Annotated in this window: 17 protein-coding genes; 10 read left to right on the forward strand and 7 right to left on the reverse strand. The window is 44.0% G+C overall.

Annotated elements, in window-relative coordinates; genetic code table 11:
• Positions 1 to 321: 321 nt before the first annotated feature.
• Positions 322 to 1,941 carry a methyl-accepting chemotaxis protein gene (locus A1QO_RS02980; protein WP_017039804.1) on the forward strand — a complete coding sequence of 540 codons (1,620 nt, stop codon included), beginning with the start codon at positions 322 to 324 and terminating at the stop codon, positions 1,939 to 1,941.
• Positions 1,942 to 2,120: 179 nt separating this feature from the next.
• Positions 2,121 to 3,719, forward strand: a complete 1,599-nt coding sequence (locus A1QO_RS02985; protein ID WP_017041348.1) for a phospholipase D family protein — start codon at positions 2,121 to 2,123, stop codon at positions 3,717 to 3,719.
• A 182-nt stretch (positions 3,720 to 3,901) separates the two neighbouring features.
• Here A1QO_RS02985 and A1QO_RS02990 read toward each other — a convergent pair whose 3' ends face one another.
• Positions 3,902 to 5,155, reverse strand: a complete 1,254-nt coding sequence (locus A1QO_RS02990; RefSeq protein ID WP_017041349.1) for a D-amino acid dehydrogenase — start codon at positions 5,153 to 5,155, stop codon at positions 3,902 to 3,904.
• A 101-nt stretch (positions 5,156 to 5,256) separates the two neighbouring features.
• Between A1QO_RS02990 and A1QO_RS02995 the strand changes: the two genes are divergently transcribed.
• Positions 5,257 to 6,183, forward strand: a complete 927-nt coding sequence (locus A1QO_RS02995) for a LysR substrate-binding domain-containing protein (protein WP_017037074.1) — start codon at positions 5,257 to 5,259, stop codon at positions 6,181 to 6,183.
• 16 nt (positions 6,184 to 6,199) lie between these two features.
• Here A1QO_RS02995 and A1QO_RS03000 read toward each other — a convergent pair whose 3' ends face one another.
• Positions 6,200 to 7,294 carry an alanine/ornithine racemase family PLP-dependent enzyme gene (locus tag A1QO_RS03000; protein WP_026027065.1) on the reverse strand — a complete coding sequence of 365 codons (1,095 nt, stop codon included), beginning with the start codon at positions 7,292 to 7,294 and terminating at the stop codon, positions 6,200 to 6,202.
• Complete coding sequence (locus A1QO_RS03005; protein WP_017041351.1) at positions 7,291 to 8,529, reverse strand: DUF1611 domain-containing protein; 1,239 nt, start codon at positions 8,527 to 8,529, stop codon at positions 7,291 to 7,293. The genes A1QO_RS03000 and A1QO_RS03005 overlap by 4 nt, the downstream gene beginning before the upstream one ends.
• A gap of 97 nt (positions 8,530 to 8,626) precedes the next feature.
• Between A1QO_RS03005 and A1QO_RS03010 the strand changes: the two genes are divergently transcribed.
• Both A1QO_RS03010 and A1QO_RS03015 read left to right on the forward strand, forming a co-directional pair.
• Positions 8,627 to 8,875 (forward strand): hypothetical protein, encoded by a 249-nt coding sequence (locus A1QO_RS03010; RefSeq protein WP_017041352.1) that lies wholly within the window; start codon positions 8,627 to 8,629, stop codon positions 8,873 to 8,875.
• Positions 8,876 to 9,038: 163 nt separating this feature from the next.
• A complete protein-coding gene (locus tag A1QO_RS03015; protein ID WP_017041353.1) occupies positions 9,039 to 9,515 on the forward strand; it encodes an RDD family protein in 477 nt (158 codons plus the stop codon).
• A gap of 114 nt (positions 9,516 to 9,629) precedes the next feature.
• Here the strand turns inward: A1QO_RS03015 and A1QO_RS03020 are convergent, their stop codons facing one another.
• Positions 9,630 to 9,881: a hypothetical protein gene (locus A1QO_RS03020; RefSeq protein ID WP_017033527.1), complete on the reverse strand. Its 252-nt coding sequence runs from the start codon at positions 9,879 to 9,881 to the stop codon at positions 9,630 to 9,632.
• Positions 9,882 to 9,901: 20 nt separating this feature from the next.
• The gene (locus tag A1QO_RS03025) at positions 9,902 to 11,209 is read right to left on the reverse strand and encodes a DEAD/DEAH box helicase (protein WP_017041354.1); all 1,308 of its coding nucleotides are present in this window, start codon (positions 11,207 to 11,209) and stop codon (positions 9,902 to 9,904) included.
• A 250-nt stretch (positions 11,210 to 11,459) separates the two neighbouring features.
• Between A1QO_RS03025 and A1QO_RS03030 the strand changes: the two genes are divergently transcribed.
• Positions 11,460 to 11,927, forward strand: coding sequence for a GNAT family N-acetyltransferase (locus A1QO_RS03030; RefSeq protein WP_026026489.1), 468 nt, complete (start codon positions 11,460 to 11,462; stop codon positions 11,925 to 11,927).
• A gap of 102 nt (positions 11,928 to 12,029) precedes the next feature.
• On the opposite strand, the gene A1QO_RS03035 is transcribed toward A1QO_RS03030, so the two are convergent.
• Positions 12,030 to 12,374 carry a YajD family HNH nuclease gene (locus A1QO_RS03035; RefSeq protein WP_017033530.1) on the reverse strand — a complete coding sequence of 115 codons (345 nt, stop codon included), beginning with the start codon at positions 12,372 to 12,374 and terminating at the stop codon, positions 12,030 to 12,032.
• A 182-nt stretch (positions 12,375 to 12,556) separates the two neighbouring features.
• Here A1QO_RS03035 and A1QO_RS03040 point away from each other — a divergent pair, with 182 nt between their 5' ends.
• The 3 genes from A1QO_RS03040 to A1QO_RS03050 all read left to right on the forward strand — a co-directional run bounded on the left by A1QO_RS03040 (position 12,557) and on the right by A1QO_RS03050 (position 14,929).
• Complete coding sequence (locus tag A1QO_RS03040; RefSeq protein ID WP_026027066.1) at positions 12,557 to 13,150, forward strand: TetR/AcrR family transcriptional regulator; 594 nt, start codon at positions 12,557 to 12,559, stop codon at positions 13,148 to 13,150.
• 114 nt (positions 13,151 to 13,264) lie between these two features.
• Positions 13,265 to 14,296 (forward strand): NADP-dependent oxidoreductase, encoded by a 1,032-nt coding sequence (locus tag A1QO_RS03045; protein ID WP_017033532.1) that lies wholly within the window; start codon positions 13,265 to 13,267, stop codon positions 14,294 to 14,296.
• A 15-nt stretch (positions 14,297 to 14,311) separates the two neighbouring features.
• Positions 14,312 to 14,929, forward strand: a complete 618-nt coding sequence (locus A1QO_RS03050) for a glutathione S-transferase family protein (RefSeq protein ID WP_017041357.1) — start codon at positions 14,312 to 14,314, stop codon at positions 14,927 to 14,929.
• A gap of 101 nt (positions 14,930 to 15,030) precedes the next feature.
• Here A1QO_RS03050 and A1QO_RS03055 read toward each other — a convergent pair whose 3' ends face one another.
• Positions 15,031 to 15,501 carry a hypothetical protein gene (locus tag A1QO_RS03055; RefSeq protein WP_017033534.1) on the reverse strand — a complete coding sequence of 157 codons (471 nt, stop codon included), beginning with the start codon at positions 15,499 to 15,501 and terminating at the stop codon, positions 15,031 to 15,033.
• A gap of 261 nt (positions 15,502 to 15,762) precedes the next feature.
• Between A1QO_RS03055 and A1QO_RS03060 the strand changes: the two genes are divergently transcribed.
• On the forward strand, positions 15,763 to 16,503 hold the full coding sequence (locus A1QO_RS03060; RefSeq protein WP_017041358.1) for a flagellar brake protein: 741 nt from the start codon (positions 15,763 to 15,765) through the stop codon (positions 16,501 to 16,503).
• Positions 16,504 to 16,946: the final 443 nt, after the last annotated feature.

Genomic DNA, 16,946 nt, shown 5'->3' on the forward strand with positions numbered 1-16,946 from the left:
GAATAGCAAGCAAATAGCCGGATGCTGATATGAAGTATCCGGCTTTTTATATTCAGATTCCATTACCGCTTTTACATCGCTTTCGTTACTAGAAAGTAATGGCAGCAAGCAATGTTAGAAAGTAATGTTAGAAATCAATGTTAGAAAGCACTGGTACCAAGCAGTGGTAGAAAGGAGGGATATTTTTCTTTTTTTGACGGTTAGATATCAACATATTGGATGAGGTCTCAACCATGAGATTCAAAATATCTATATGTCATGGTTTTAGCTACTATACTACCCGTTGCACTGCCGAAAGATACTATTGCTAAGGAAATTTAAATGATGAGCGTATTACAAAAATACAAGGTAAAAACCAAGCTGATGGGCTTGGTTGCTATTGCCGCTACGCTGATGTTATTGACGACGGTTTTTCATTTGCATCAAACCTATCAAACGGATATTTCCGATCGGAAATCCGCGATGAAAGAGCAAGTCAAGGCGGCGGTGAGTTTGGTTCAGTACTATTCCAACAAGTACCCCAATGACCAAGAGCGAGCACAAACAGAAGCTAAGCTTGCATTGGAATCGATGCGCTTTGAGGGAAATAATTATTTTTGGATCGTTGATACTGATAACACCTTGATAATGCACCCCCTGCGTAAGACTCAAGAGGGTCAATCGATGCAATCGGTCACTGATGCTTCGGGAAAACAGCATTGGTTAGAAATGACTACGATTGGTCGTGGGGTTGGGGAAGGTTTCTTGACTTACGCTTGGGTAGCCCCTAGTGGTGAAACTTCGGAAAAAGTCTCTTACGTAGAAAACTTTACTCAATGGAACTGGGTGATAGGGACAGGGGTTCACCTTCTCGATATTGAGTCACGTTTTATGGAGAACACTATCGGGCAGGTAGGAAAAATTGCGGTTGTTTTGGTGCTCCTTATTGTTTTCGGTATTATGATTGCCAACGATATCTGCCAACCGTTAAGTACTTTGATCGCTAGAGTGAAAAAGCTCGAAGAAGGGGATCTTACTCAAGATTTCACCATAACTCGAAAAGATGAAATTGGTGAAATATCAGCCGCACTGCACTCGGCTTCTCAAGCCATTAGATCAACGCTAAAAACGGCGAGTGAAAGCACAGAGCAGTCCATTGCCATGAGTGGCACGATCGCGGCTGCCACAGAGCAATGGTCGCACTCCATTACCGATCAACACCAACAGTTAGCGCAGTTATCTGAGGCGATGGAAGAAATGAATTCAACCATCAATGAAGTGGCCCATAATGCAGAAACTGCTTCAACGTCCACATCTGAAATTAACGGTCAGGTGGTATCTAGCCATCAGTTAATGAATAAAGCACTTGAATCAATTCATAATGTATCAAAAGGTATTCAAATCTCTGATGCTCGAGTGGGTGAGCTAAAAGTGGGTGTCGATGAAATTGGTAATGTTACGCAGGTTATTCAAGGTGTATCAGAGCAAACGAATCTGTTGGCGCTCAATGCCGCTATTGAGGCGGCACGTGCTGGAGAACAAGGCCGAGGTTTTGCCGTTGTGGCTGACGAAGTGCGAAGCTTAGCCAGCCGAACGCAGCAGTCAACGATCGAAATTCAAGAAACCATTAACAAGCTTGATGAGAGCAGCATGAGATCGGTTCAATCGATGTCAGAATGTACTACGCAGACCCAGGTGTGTGTAGAAAATACAGAGCAAATTCAAGTGGCATTAGAGCAAATCTCAACGCTCGTTTCCCACGCTAACGATATGATCATGCAAGTCGCTACTGCGACAGAGCAACAAGGGGCCGTGACGGGGGAGATAAATACAACGGTGACCAATATTCACAACGCAGCAGATGAAATCAGCCAGGGCGCTCAGCATTTAACTTCTGAGAGCTATGCTCTAAATGAAACAGCGACGGCGCTTGGTAAACAGCTTAAACACTTTATTGTTTAGACTATTGTTTAGACGTGAGTTGTTAATCGATCAGCGAGCCTATGTGGCTCGCTTTTTGTTTCCCAATGAATAAATGAACCTGAAGAGAGAGGAAGCCACCTTATTTGTTATACTCTCTTCAAATCATGACAAGAACCCTCTTGAAATGGTCATTCCAAGTTAGAAAGGAAATGTTATCAATGGCTGTGCTTCAACACATTCGTGTCACTTTGTTTTTCGTCGCTACCCTTACCGGATGCGCATCACTTCCTGAAAAAGTGTCTCACTCAACAGTGCAGGTGGTTAGCCCGCAAAGCAGCACATTGTCTCAGATGAGTGATGTCTACCAGTTAGCGCAACCCAACATTGGAATGAGTGCAGTGTCGGTTCTTGATACGGGATGGGACGCATTGGCCCATAGGTTAGCACTCATTGAAACTGCAGAGCACAGTATCGATATTCAATATTACATATGGAACTCCGATGTTTCTGGCCGTTACTTGGCAAGCCGCTTGGTGGCAGCGGCAGAACGTGGGGTAAAAGTTCGCTTGATGTTGGATGATATCAACCTGAATGAACGAGAAGACTTGTTGACCACACTCGATTCTCACCCAGATATAGAGATCCGCATTTATAATCCAGCGCCAAGTCGTGGCGGCGTAACAAAGATGGTGAGTGTATTGGGGGATTTCTCTCGCTTAAATCGCCGTATGCACAATAAATCATTCACGGTTGATGGGGCTCTGTCAATTGTGGGGGGACGAAATATTGGCGATGAGTATTTTGACCTTTCTGATGACATTAACTTTCGTGACCGAGACGCTCTGGTCATGGGCGCTGTGGTCGCGGATATAGAGGATAGTTTTGCCCAATACTGGAACAGCGACTGGTCGTACCCAGTTAATTTGCTAGGGGGGGAAGCCACCGTTGATTTTGCTGAACTGAATGATTCTAAAGATTTAGCTGAGCTTACGGGTTTTGGTGAGATAGAAGTGCCGCTCTATTCAGACTATCCAGCCTTACCTGAAGGCAATTCTAAACCTGACGACAATCCAGAGGGAAACAAGGCGGCGAAAACGTTGCTGAACGAGACAATGGAGCAAATGAGCTGGGTTAAGGCTCAGTATGTGTCGGACCGCCCGGTTCCTGTTGACGAAACCAACACCAACCAACCAAAGGCGACGGCGCGATTCATGGCCCAATTGGCTGAGCAATCAGAGCACGAAATATTATTGGAGTCTGCCTATTTGATCTTCGATGAGTCGCAGCTAAAAACGTCACAAATGTTGACGAGTCAAGGTGTCGTAATCAAAGCGTTAACCAATTCCATGGCATCAAATGATCTGCTCACCAACCATTCCGGCTACGCGGGTCGACGGTTAGATATACTAGAAAGTGGTGTCCAGTTGTATGAGTTGAAGCCCGATAGCACATTGTGTGAGATGTCTACCAGGGATTCGTCTAAATGCGCGCCATCAGCGCCTTATGGGCTTCACACCAAATCAGCAGTATTTGACAGAAAAATAGCCACTATCGGCTCATTTAACTTTAATTTACGCTCAACGTATCTTAATACTGAGTCTCTGCTCGTGATCGACAATAAAGATCTCGCTAAACGCTTAGCAGAAGCGATGGATCAGACGATGAACGAAGACCACAGTTGGCGCGTAAATCTTGAGAGTGGCGAAGTACGCTGGCACTCTGGTTCAGAAAGTTGGGATAGCGAACCAGAAACGGGCCGATGGGAGCGAGTGAAGTCTCGTTTTTTACAGCTGTTACCGATTGAGAAATACTTGTAAAAATCAGGGCATAAATCTAAGCCATGAGCCATATTTTGGATTTCAACATTGTTTGGGATTTCAATATTGAGGGCTGACTAACAGATACTGCGTACGGGGCAGGCACAAGTATTAGGCCGCATAAAACTATCGAGCTAGCCCTCAGTTTATTGAGTTTTTATTACTTTTATTACGTTTTTTGCTTAGAGGTAGCGCTGCATACTCAGATCATGGTGCTCAATTTGAGGTGTTTTACTGCTGATAATATCAGCGATTAACTGCCCAGAACCACACGCCATTGTCCAGCCTAACGTACCGTGACCGGTATTAGTGAACAGGTTTTTAATGGGTGTTTTTCCAATCACAGGGGTACCGTCTGGGGTCATTGGCCTTAAGCCTGTCCAGTATTGAGCCTGCTCAAAATCACTCACATCAGGGAACAGATCATTCACTACGCGATTAATGGTGGCTTTTCTCTTTTCGGGAATTGACAGGTCGAAGTCGGTCAATTCGGCTGTCCCCGCAATTCTTAAACGATCCTCAAATCGAGTAATGGCGACTTTATAAGTTTCGTCCATAACGGTTGACTGTGGAGCATGTTCAACGTGATCAATGGGTAATGTTAGCGAGTAACCTTTCACGGGGTAAGTCGGTAATTGAATGCCAAGTGGGGCGAGCAATTTGGCTGAGTAACTCCCGCAAGCGACAACATAATGATCGGCTTGTAACGAGCCAATACTGGTTTCAACCGATTCAATGGCCCCGTTTTTTGGGGTTAAGGAATGAATGTCAGTATCAAAATGGAAGTGAACGCCAGCTTGCTTAGCCAGTTCAGCCAGCTGTTGGCAGAAAAGAAAGCAGTCTCCGGTTTCGTCATCAGGTAAATGTAATCCCCCCACGATTTTATCTTTCACTCGCTTGAGCGCGGGCTCTTTTTCGATGCAACCTTGGGTATCAAGCAAAGAAAATTGAGTATGACTCTTCTTAAGCAAAGCCATGTCTTTCTCGATAGCGATAAGCTGTTTAGAGTTTCTAAAGACTTGCAGTGTTCCGAGTTGACGGCCCTGATACTGGATGTCGGTATGAGTTCTTAGCTCACCTAGGCAGGTTCGGCTATAATTCGCCAAGCGCAGCATTCTTGATTTGTTGGTGTTGTAATGTGAAGCGCTGCAATTCTTGAGCATTTTGCTTGCCCAAGAGAGCATCGCGGGTGAAAGGCTTGGTTTTATTTTGAGTGGGGCATGTTCTTGCATTAGCCATTGAATCGCTTTAATAGGGATTCCGGGTGCTGCCCACGGTGATGAATAGCCGTAAGATATCTGACCGGCATTGGCAAAGCTGGTTTCTTTCCCACATTCTGATTGTCTGTCGACAACGGTTACCGAGTGTCCTTGAAGGGAGAGGTACCATGCACTTGTCAGCCCTATTACACCGCCACCTAATACAATTACTTTCATTACATTTCCTTCTTGTCAGTTGGCGCTAGTTTGTGTGTTTTACAAATCGCTAACAATCGATAAGAATTAACAACAGTGTATAGAAATTCTAAAGGCTGATAATGAAGTACCTGAAAAGCAATATGGCTTCCGCATTGATGACGTTTGTTGAAGTCGGTAGACGGGGCAGTTTAACCGGCGCAGCGAAAGCAAAGTGTTTAACGACAGGAGCAATTAGCCAACAACTTCTTCAACTTGAAAATAACCTAGGCGTGCGATTAGTTGACCGACATTCCCGTGGCGTCACCTTGACGGAAGCTGGGCAATTGTTGCACCGAGTCGCGTCCTCAAGCTTTCAAGATATTGATACCGCGCTGGCGAGTTTACAAGCCCATTCCGTGGGCTCTTCAGAAGTAAGATTAAAACTCACACCGTCATTTGCTTTTAAATGGCTAGTCCCGAGACTAGAAGGGTTTCATCGTTTATACCCAGACATTCAGGTACAAATCTATGCGGAAGGTGCCCTAGTAGACCATACTTCGCAAGATTTCGATGTTGTGATCGATTATGGCCCGATACCTTATCGTGACTCTCGTGCTGAACTGTTGTTAGAAGAAAAGCTGATTCCCGTCATGAGCCGACATTATTTGGATAAACACAATTTATCTAAAGGGCAGCCGATGGAATCAACAAGCTGGTCTAGCGTTACCTTGTTGCATGATGCGCTGCCCTGGCCGGAAGCGATCAGACAGCATGAATGGAAGTATTGGGCGGAAAAAAATGGCCTAACGACACCCGTCGATAAAGGCCATTTCTTCAATCGAACCGATATGGCGATGTCAGCCGCGGAAGCTGGGGTTGGCATTGCAATGGCAAGAGAGGCCTTGATCCAAGATGAGTTATCTAGCGGCCGACTGGTTGCGCCGTTTCCTACGATTAATGCAGAAGCTGGGTATTTTCTTATTGCTCATACTCAATCGGCAGCAGCGCAGTACTTTACTCAGTGGGTGCGCTCTCAAGTGTCTGAATCAACGCTTAAGGAGGCTTAGATTCCATTGGAATGGGCTAATGAAAAATGGCACGTTGACGACAATCAAAGCGGTTATTAAATACTTTTAGGATATGCCGAGAGGAAAGAGAAGATAAAAGCGCACTGTAATCGAGAGTGAACGTGACCTTTTGTCCGACATATAATGGAACGTCTGACGTTTCAACGAGCAAGTGATCACTGGTAGATGAAGTTATTGTTATACCTAGTGGTGCACCAAGACCTGTCACGCATACATCTTGACGACCCAAAGCAAGAATGGCCTGTGAAACCATTCCTTTGTTAGGAATCGAGTCTTTCTCTCCAAACGCGTTCGTGCTTCTGGTGCCCCAGGGTAACGAAGGTTTCGTTTTAGATTCGATCACTTCGGCGGTTAATGTGATTGCATCGGTATGCAGCCCTTCAATTTGGTTTTGATCTAACGGAACACAACCAAGGAAAATGGCTTCTCCTATACGAAGGTTATTGATTCGAGTATTGCCGGTATGATTAAGAGCCCAATTGATAGATGCCGAATTTCCACCTGATACAATATCGAGCGTGATCCCAAAGGTCGCTTCGATCTCATCGGCAAGGCTGGACAGAAGCGCCATTTTTTGATCGTCAGGAGCAATACCATAACGACAGGCCAGATTCGCCCCAACTCCTCTTATGATAATATTGGGTAGGGAAATGATCTTACGGACAAAACCCATAACGCGATTTGGCATGATGCCTTCTCTCAGATCGCCCAGTTCGACCATGATAGCAATGCCATGATGAATGTTGGCTTTCTTTGCGGCTTTGGCAAGCCTCTGAATGACAATGACTTCCGTGTTAAAGCTGACATCACAGCCTCTTACAATACTGTCTACTTGGCTTAGCATAGGCGTGCGGATTAACATTGTCGGTACAGAAATACCCGATTGCGTCATTCTTTGGATGTTTTCGATTCTAGAATCAGCAAACATTGTCGCCCCAGCATCTACAAGCGTTCTAGCGATAATAGGATGCCCTAGGAAGACTTTCGTAACCGGCGTCACGGATATGCCCTTTAAAGCAAGTTGAGAAATAAGGCGCAGTGCATTGTGATGGATTTTGTAACAGTCGATGTTTAATTTGGGGTACTTCACCCTTTTGCTGCCGGTTTGCTCGAAACATGCTGACGGACTAACATTTTCTGACAGTTCAACAAAGGGTAGGCTGACAGTATGATATCTAGAAGTTGTTCAGTGGGCTGGGATAACGCATCCGTCACAGGTATCCCTAGCTTGTTCGAAATGCCACTGATTGCAGTAAGTATTTCATCAGAAGACATCCCTTCGTGGTTAAGCGTGATGCCAATAACGGATGTGTCTGAAAAGGTTTCGATAAGGTTTATTTCTGACGCTAATGTAGGCATTGGCATGCTAGGGAAATCGCTACGATGCGAGCGTTTTGGTGCATGTTGCAAAATAACGCCCGTTGGGCAACTGCCACGTAATATAAATGCACTTGTTGAAAACGCAGGGTGGCTTAGGGCTCCTTGTCCTTCAATGATGATGATGTCTGGGTGCTCCGTTTCGTACGCTTTGACAATCACTGACTCTAATTCACCCGCGCAGAATTGAGAAGGGACGGCATCGAGTGCCACGCAATAGGGCGCGCCTTGCATGATGCCTGTTTGCCCAGTGGCAATCATGACGACATTCAGCCCAGTTTGTCTTAATTCATTAGCCAATATTGTTGCGGTCGTGCGCTTGCCTAGTGCGCAGTCGGTACCCAGCACAGCGATTCTTGGGCACTTTACTTGGTGTATTTTTCCACTGAAGGTTTGCAGTTCTTCTTTATTTTTAGGTTTGCGAATATCGAGTATCTCGACATTGTTCTTTATGCTTGCTGCTAAAAAAATGGGGTCGTCTGTTAGAAACTCATGCAGTCCGTTGACGATACTCATCTTCAGCGACATTGCGTTTAAAATGATGTACTTTTCTCGATCAGATAAAAGCCCGCTTGATGGCGCTATTCCAAAAATGAAGTAATCAGGCGGGGTACTGACTTGAAGTAGAGCTTCGTCCACATTTGCAACAATGGGAATGCCGTTTTTCGCATCATCAAGGACTTCACCGGAATCCAAACCTGCGCAGCTACTGTCAATTATCGATAAGATTCGATAATTGTGTGAGTGCCTGACTAATCCATTTGCCGTTTTTCCGTCAATTTTCCCGAAGTTACCTTCGCAATAAACAATCGCAGTAGGCAGGATGGAATTGACTTGATGACGAATTGGCGTCCAAGGCTTGGAGCATAATAAATGGTTGTCTATGTCTGTTTCTTCTGTTCGAGTCAGTTGGAAGATTTTTCTTAATTTCTGTGTTGTGGTTGACATGGTTACAGCCTTGTCTTTAAGGCTTAGGAGGGCGACTAAGGAGTGCCGAGATGCGAGTTCGGAAAGGAAAAGAAGTCCCTACTAAGCGGTAGGGAGAATGATCACCGTAACATACTTACTGGATTCTTGTTGGGTTTTATCATTGGGCATTCTACAATCGACTCGAAATGAGGTTGGATGCATAACGTTTGAACATCATGAATCAGAATGTTTAAAATACATTTCTTTATATAAAGAGTGGTCAAATAAAGCTAGATTAGAAGACCAAGACATTGAGTATGGCATTATACAAAGTGGTCATGAACCGGTTGCTAAGAATTACCAACAACGGCCCGCTGGACTGTGAGTGACTTTTGTTATGTCTGATGTTGATCCGAATTTATAAAAAAGCGGTTGTTTAGTCGATGTATCGTCACCATTTTGATTTTGTAGAGCTAAGCCGAAATCGAGAACACACCAGTCGTTAGGCGACCATCTTAACAATCACATCAACGGGGTATTGATAAACCATGGAAAATGAACAGTTGGAATACGCTGGCTTTTGGGTCAGAGTTGGGGCAGCGTTAATTGATACGTTATTGCTGTTACTCATTACAATGCCGTTGTTGTATTGGATATATGGAGAGTATATTTTCACCTCAGATGATTTCATCGTTGGAGGTTGGGATTTTTTGATCAGTTGGGTTTTGCCATTTATAGCCACTGTGCTGTTTTGGGTGTATCGTTCGGCAACACCAGGGAAAATTGCGTTCAAACTGCAAGTTGTGAATGCCGACACTGGATTGCCATTAACGCCAGGTAAATCAGCGTTACGATACGTAGCTTACTACGTCAGTATTATACCTCTTTGTCTTGGCTTCATATGGGTTGCATTTAGCAGCAAAAAACAAGGTTGGCATGATTTGATCGCCAAAACCGTGGTGGTTAGAACACCGAGAGCAGGAATCGACCCTGTTAACTTTAGTAAACGCCGTGAATATGAATAGAAGGCTCAGTAATTACTGGGGTTTATTTTTATTGGGCTATTTTTATGTATTAAAAGGCGAGCGTTGATGCTCGCCTTTTTGCATTTAACGTATCGTGCTTTTACCCAAATAAGATTAGGCTGACGTGGCGGCCAAAGCGGTTAAATCGGCTTGTGAATAGGAGTCGGCTCGTGGCCCTTCGGCAATTAAATCGATCACATGAAAGTTGGCCAGGTCGCCAAGTTCCGTGGTTAGGTAACGCCTGAAAGCCTGTTCGTTCGGCCATTTTCCGCGGACGATGTAGCCGTCTTCTTTATCAAAGTCTCCGGTTTCAAAAAATGAGAAATCCGTCATTCCAATATTATGGCAATACAATACGAGATACATGCTTTATCCTATTTTCAGGGCTACGAATTCTTCAGCCACACATCCTGATTGCCTTGGGCTTTCTTTTTGCGTTTTTTCTTACCGGAGCCTTCGGGTTTGGCCATCGGTTTATTGGCCGCTAACCAAGCTTCGCCGATACTTTCGTCGACTTCAAATCCGGCAACCTGTTCACGTTCAAGACGTATTTTGTTCTTCTTTTCTATGATTTTGAAATGGTGGTAATCTTCATAATCAATCAACGATAACGCCAAACCGACTTCTCCAGCACGGCCACTTCGACCTATACGGTGCATGTAGTCTGATGGGCTTCTTGGCAAATCAAAGTTGATGACTACAGGCAGTTTTTCAATATCAAGACCGCGAGCGGCAATATCGGTTGCGATTAAGACTTCAATCTCACCCGATTTAAATGCTTCAAGTATGCGAGTTCGTGAACCTTGCCCTTTGTCTCCGTGAAATACGTCGACTTCTATACCGCGCTTGTAAAGCTTGTCTGCTAAATGTTCACAGCTGTTCTTCGCGTTGACAAAAACCAGTGCTTGTCGCCATTGGTGCTGCTTTATTAAATGCGCTAATAAGGCGGTCTTTTCACCTTTGTTAACGGTAAACACGCGCTGTACTAGGGTACTTGCATCGCTGCTTTGTAATTGTATTTCTACAGGGTCGTTAAGAAGTTCTTGAGTGAGCGTTTGTACTTGTTCTGGAAACGTTGCTGAAAAAAGGAGCGTTTGTTTTTTCTTAGGTAGCAGGTCGAGTAATGATGAGAGTTCGTCAGTAAAACCAAGGCTCAACATTCGGTCTGCTTCATCTAATACTAATGTTTTTACTCTGTCGAGCTTGACTGCGTTACTAGAAATTAAATCAAGTAATCGGCCTGGTGTCGCGACCAAAATATCGCTACCGCCACGCAATGCCAGCATTTGGGTATTCGCGGAAACACCACCAAAAACAGCCACGGTTTTCACCGCGCCGTTAAAGTGGACGGCATAAGATTTAATACTATCAGCCACCTGTTTCGCGAGTTCTCGCGTTGGAACCAACACTAGGGCTGTAACATAATTCCCACCAGTATGGCCTTTATTGCTGCCAGAGGGCTTTCCAGCCTGCTTTTGAGTGAAGACATCTTGCAATATTGGCAGCGCAAAGCTTGCTGTTTTACCAGAGCCGGTATTTGCCCCCGCGATTAAATCGCGTCCTGCTAACACGCTTGGGATAGCTTGCGCTTGAATAGGCGTAGGAGATTGATATTCCATCTCAGTGAGTCGAGCAAGCAAGGGTTGAATAAGGCCAAGTTGGTTAAAGTTGGCTGGCGTTGTGGCTGTGGTCATTAAGTTAAGAGGCTCAGGCTAAAAATAGTAGCCGAGTATTTTAGCGTATTTATGCCTTGTTAAGTAGTGTCATGAACAAAAGAGTCATGCCGCCTTATGCGAGTAAGAAGCATGTAGGACGCGTGTAGGGTGTCGACATTCCCCAAAGTCTGTTTACTGAAAGGCTCAGAATCGATCGAAACAGGTGGAAATCACATTGTTACTTAGACAAGATGCTTACAGTGAGAGGTTTGGCGAAGGGATAGGTAGATTGATTGTAATTAGAGAGTATAAAGATTCTGATGCGAGCGCATTATTCGAGATCGTTTTTAATACGGTCCGCGTTATCAATCGTCGTGATTATTCTCAAGCTCAAGTCGAGGCATGGGCACCTGATTCGCAGGAGCCAGCGAACTGGAAACAGAGAATGAAAAGTTTGACCCCCTTTGTGGCCGTGATGGATGATGTGATTGTCGGTTATGCGGATTTACAACCTTGTGGGCTCATTGATCATTTCTTTTGTCATCATGGATATCAAGGGCAAGGCGTCGGTAAAGCGTTAATGACTCATGTCCTCGCTTCGGGTAATCAACGTGGCGTTAGACGTTTTTATTCAAACGTTAGCATTACGGCACGTCCGTTTTATGAACGCTTTGGCTTCACGGTTATACAAGAGCAGTACGTGGAAATGAGGGGACAAAAGTTAAAGAACTTTGTGATGGAACACACTATTGATTAATGGCTCGCTTTAAGCGTGTTGCTTGTTAAGACATATATGAACTAAAAAGCTCGTAACGAATCGCGAGCTTTTTGTATGAATGACTGTATGAGTACGGAAGTGTTATTTCTTCATCATTTTTGCAAGATCAGCAAATGGGTTGTGCGTCGCAGTCTCATGATCGTCGAGTCTCGCTTCCGATTCCACGCCGTAACGGTCATGATCGGTGTATTTGGAGTGCTCATGATCATGACAGTAAAGGCATAATAACTCCCAGTTACTTCCGTCTTCTGGATTGTTTGTGTGATCATGATCTTTATGGTGAACGGTCAGCTCGCGAAGATTGGAATATACAAATTCCCGTGCGCAGTTACCACACACCCATGGGTAAAGTTTCAATGCTTTATCGCGGTAGCCACTTTCTTTACGTGCATATGCGGCGCTAGAGCCAGTGTAATCTGATGACATGTCCCATCCTATCTTGTTTTATATTACTTTTTTATATTGCTTTATTATGTAGCTTCGTATTTTGACCGAAATCTTATCGCATGAGTGTATCACAATTTTTTCAAAGCCCCATTTCCCTAATGGGTATCGATGGCTCGAAATTAGATCTAGACGACTGGTCTAATTTGATTTACAGTTGCGGTATGAATACAAAAACAAACGATACACGACAGCATATTTTGGATGTCGGTTACCAGTTACTCGTCGCGAAAGGCTTCACCAGTGTTGGTTTGTCGACATTGTTAAAAACAGCCGATGTGCCGAAAGGTTCTTTTTATCACTACTTTAAGTCGAAAGAACAGTTTGGTGAGGCGTTAATCGAAGACTATTTTAGCCAGTATATTGAACGGATAAATCACCTATTAACGCACAGTGAAGGCAGTGGGCGACAAAGGCTACTGAGCTACTTTGATTTGTGGCTCAATGTGGAAGATGGTCGCTGTAACGCGTATAAATGCTTGGTGGTAAAACTCAGTGCTGAAGTCTCGGATTTATCCCCTTCAATGCGAGAAGCTTTATTACAAGGGGCGACTCAAGTGATCGCTGCTTTGGGTCAATGCATACAAAGTGGTATCGAAGATGGTTCAATTGATACTAGTGTTAATGGAATAGATAGCCATTCGATGGCTCAAACTCTTTATCATCAATGGCTTGGTGCAAGCTTAATGAGTAAGCTCACTCAGAACCAAGAAGGTCTTGAGCAAGCCATGACAATAACAAAACAGCTGTTGAAATAACCTTTCGACTAAAAAAAGAGAATGCCGCCTAAAATTTGGGCGGTATTTTTTGAAAATAACAATAGACGACTGGTCTAATTTGACCGGTTTATAATGACACAAAAGGAACAACCTATGACTCAACCTATTAACCGCCAAATCGTACTGGCTTCTCGTCCTGTTGGGGCACCTACTCAGCACGATTTTCGCATTGAAAATGCTGAAGTACCAACTATTGGTGAAGGTGAAATGTTACTTCGCAGCATTTACCTGTCTCTAGACCCTTACATGCGTGGACGCATGAGTGCGGCTAAATCTTATGCAGATCCTGTTGACATCGATGATGTCATGGTCGGCGCGACCGTGTGTCAGGTTGAGCAGTCAAACCATACTGACTTTCCAGTGGGTGAATGGGTTCTGGCGTACACCGGTTGGCAGGATTATGGGGTGTCGAATGGAGAAGGACTGATCAAATTGGGGCAAGATCCTCAACATCCTTCTTTTGCTTTAGGAATTATGGGCATGCCAGGCTTCACCGCTTATATGGGCCTACTAGATATTGGTCAACCTAAAGCGGGTGATACGCTTGTGGTGGCCGCGGCAACTGGCGCAGTGGGTGCAACGGTAGGGCAAATAGGTAAGCTTAACGGCTGCCGTGTGATTGGTGTTGCTGGTGGTGAAGAAAAATGCCGTTATGCAAAGGAAACTTTGGGCTTTGATGAATGCATTGATCATAAAGCCGAGGATTTTGCAGAACAATTAGCAGCGGTTTGTACCGATGGCATCGACGTGTATTTCGAAAACGTTGGTGGGAAAGTCTTTGATGCTGTGCTGCCGTTACTCAACACAGGAGCTCGTGTCCCTCTGTGCGGCCTGATTTCTCAGTACAACGCGACTTCATTACCTGATGGACCTGACCGTATGTCACTGTTAATGGGGACGTTACTGGTTAAGCGTATCAAGATGCAAGGTTTCATCATTTTTGATGACTACGCACATCGATACAATGAGTTTGCACAACAAATGAGCGCTTGGCTAGCCGAAGGAAAAATGCAATACCGTGAGCATTTGGTTGAGGGACTAGAGAACGCACCTGACGCGTTTATCGGTTTATTAGAAGGGAAAAACTTCGGCAAACTCGTTGTTCAGGTTAATCAACCAAAATAAAAATAAGGATTCATTATGATTACGTTGCATCACTTAAACAAATCACGTTCAAAACGCATTATTTGGTTGCTGGAAGAGCTCAAATTACCTTATATAGTCACGCCTTACCTTCGAGACAATGTGACTTTTTTGGCTCCGCCTGAATTAAAAAGTATTCACCCGCTTGGTAAGTCTCCAGTGATTGAGGATGATGGGTTGATTGTCACTGAATCAGGAGCGATTACTGAATATCTGATTGATATGTATGGGAAAGGGGAACTGGCTCCAGCGAGAGGGACTCGCGCATACACTGAGTACTCTCAGTGGTTACATTTTGCGGAAAGTTCAGCCATGCTGCCATTGTTATTGAAGCTGTTTGTCACGAAAGATGGCTGTAAAACCAACTTTTTAGCAGACTACGCGGATGCGGAAACAATGAAAGTCCTGAGCTATTTTGATCAAAGCTTGGAAGGCAAAACCTATTTGGTTGAAGAGCGATTAACGGGCGCAGACATCATGATGTCATTCATTGTTGAAAATCTGGTGTCCAATGGCACTATCGAGCATTTTAACAATCTCAAACGATACGCCAAGCAGCTAGCCACTCATAGTGCGTTCTCGAAAGCGGATCAAGTTGAAAGCCAGTATTCGTAAGTTCAGCGAAAAATGAGTCCGGTAATTGTTATCCCTTACTAAAAAAATGGTCTAAGTTTTACTTAGGCCATTTTTTATCACGGTGTGGTGAGTCGTTTAGATTAGCGTTCTTCTGCCGTATTAAGTGTTTTCTTATCGTTGAGGTTGGCGTAGGTATGTAAGAGCTCAGTCAGTGTTTTGACCCACTCGAATGCGTCTTGAGGTGTCTTTTTCAACAAGGTCTCAACATGTTCACAATGCGTTTCAAGTGTAATGGCTTGTTCCAAATTGAAGGAAATGGCATAAAAATGCCAAAGGACTAAACGAGTCATTCGTTCACTGTTTTGTTTGGCGTTATCAGAGTCATCAAACGCTTGCTGAATTTCACTAAGGGCAATGGCATTCATGCGAAGTGTTGCATCTAAACGGGCTGACATCATGCGTTCTTCACTGTCGATTTCTTCTTGCTCGAACGTGAACAGTTCGCTCATGACATCTTCGGGTACCATTTTGCTGATCATCCGAACACTAAATTCTTCAAGTTCATGGCGTGGCATGGTGACAAGGCAGTTAAAGGTATAATCACGAAGCATAAGAAAGTCACTAATAAGACAGAAATTGAAGCAGCATTCTAACCACTGTGATCAAATTTACCAATGTTTATCCTTAGAATGTGTTCCTTCAATGATGAGCCAATAAAAAATTTAGAGTCAGAATCTAAAATCAAGAGTTACTGCATAAATGTTTAAAAAATACAGTAAAAATCACATTCCATTGTTGAATGATAGTGATTTTATCAATAGAATTTGAGAATAATAATCAGTCGGTGAAACCAATCGACGCATGGAGGCTAGATGAGTATCCAGACAGCGAAAGCGTCGGCGAATCCGAATAAACAACAAGACAGCACGGTCAGTACACTCAATAGCACAGACGCGTTAGCGATGATTGAGCATGGTAGTGAAATGACGATTACCGTGACGACGCCTATTGGAAGAAAGTTTCGCTGTACGACCCAGTTTATAGGTACTCACCCAGACAACCTGATCTTGATAGAGATACCGTCAGTATCGAAAGATGAACTTGCTTTTTTCTTTCAAACTGGGTTTTTACTGAATGTGCGTGGGATATCCCCAAGAGGGGAAGGGGCACAAATTCACTTTAAGTCTCAAATCCAACATGTCATCGAAGATCCACTTGCCATGATCGCAATCTCTATTCCCAATGGTATGCAGGTTACCCAATTGAGAAAAGAAGCGCGCTATGAAATTAATTTGATGGGGGCGGTTGTTCAAGGCGATAGCAAAACGCAGTGTGAGATTCGTGACCTTTCGAAAAGTGGTTGCCGTTTCTTTACGCCTCCTTTAGGCCGGACTTTTCAAGTTGGGGATACGATCGCTATCGATCTTCACCACACGATTGACCAGCCGAAATGCCCTCCTTTAATCGGCAAAATCTGTAACCTACAACGCTCAGCTCATTACTCTCGCTATGGTTTGCAATTTGATGATGTGGGCCAAGCCAATGTAAAAGTCTTATTGTCACGCCTTAAGTTCAATGGCACCAAATTGGCCTTTGCCAATAGGAAAAAGTAATCAACCCTATTGCATTAATGAAGTCTAATTGTGTCTAGCCTTCTTTTTATAGGTTGACATGTGGCTGCAATTTCCTCTTTGTTGTCTATTAAATACTCTGTTACTTTTTAAGGCCTTATCTGATGATCTAAATCGTTGAAGTTGAATGGTTAGGTGATTAGAATCGACGCTATTGTATTGAAGTAAGGTAGACACTGATTGTGGTGTCATGCTCTCAATGGTGTCGTCTAACCATGCCTAGAAAACAACCACGTAAAATCAGTCCATTATTGGCTCTGGCGTATATTATTATCATATTTGGCCCCGCTATTTGGCTTGGACATATTTTTGGATAGTACTGGGATGTGATATTTTTTTGAAATGGCCTAAGTGTATTCTTAGGCCATTTCTGTTTTGTAGGCGCCCGAATTTATAAGTGCCCAAAGTCGATGGTAGTTTTCTCC

This window comes from Vibrio genomosp. F10 str. ZF-129, assembly GCF_000287055.2.
Taxonomy (GTDB): Bacteria; Pseudomonadota; Gammaproteobacteria; order Enterobacterales; family Vibrionaceae; genus Vibrio.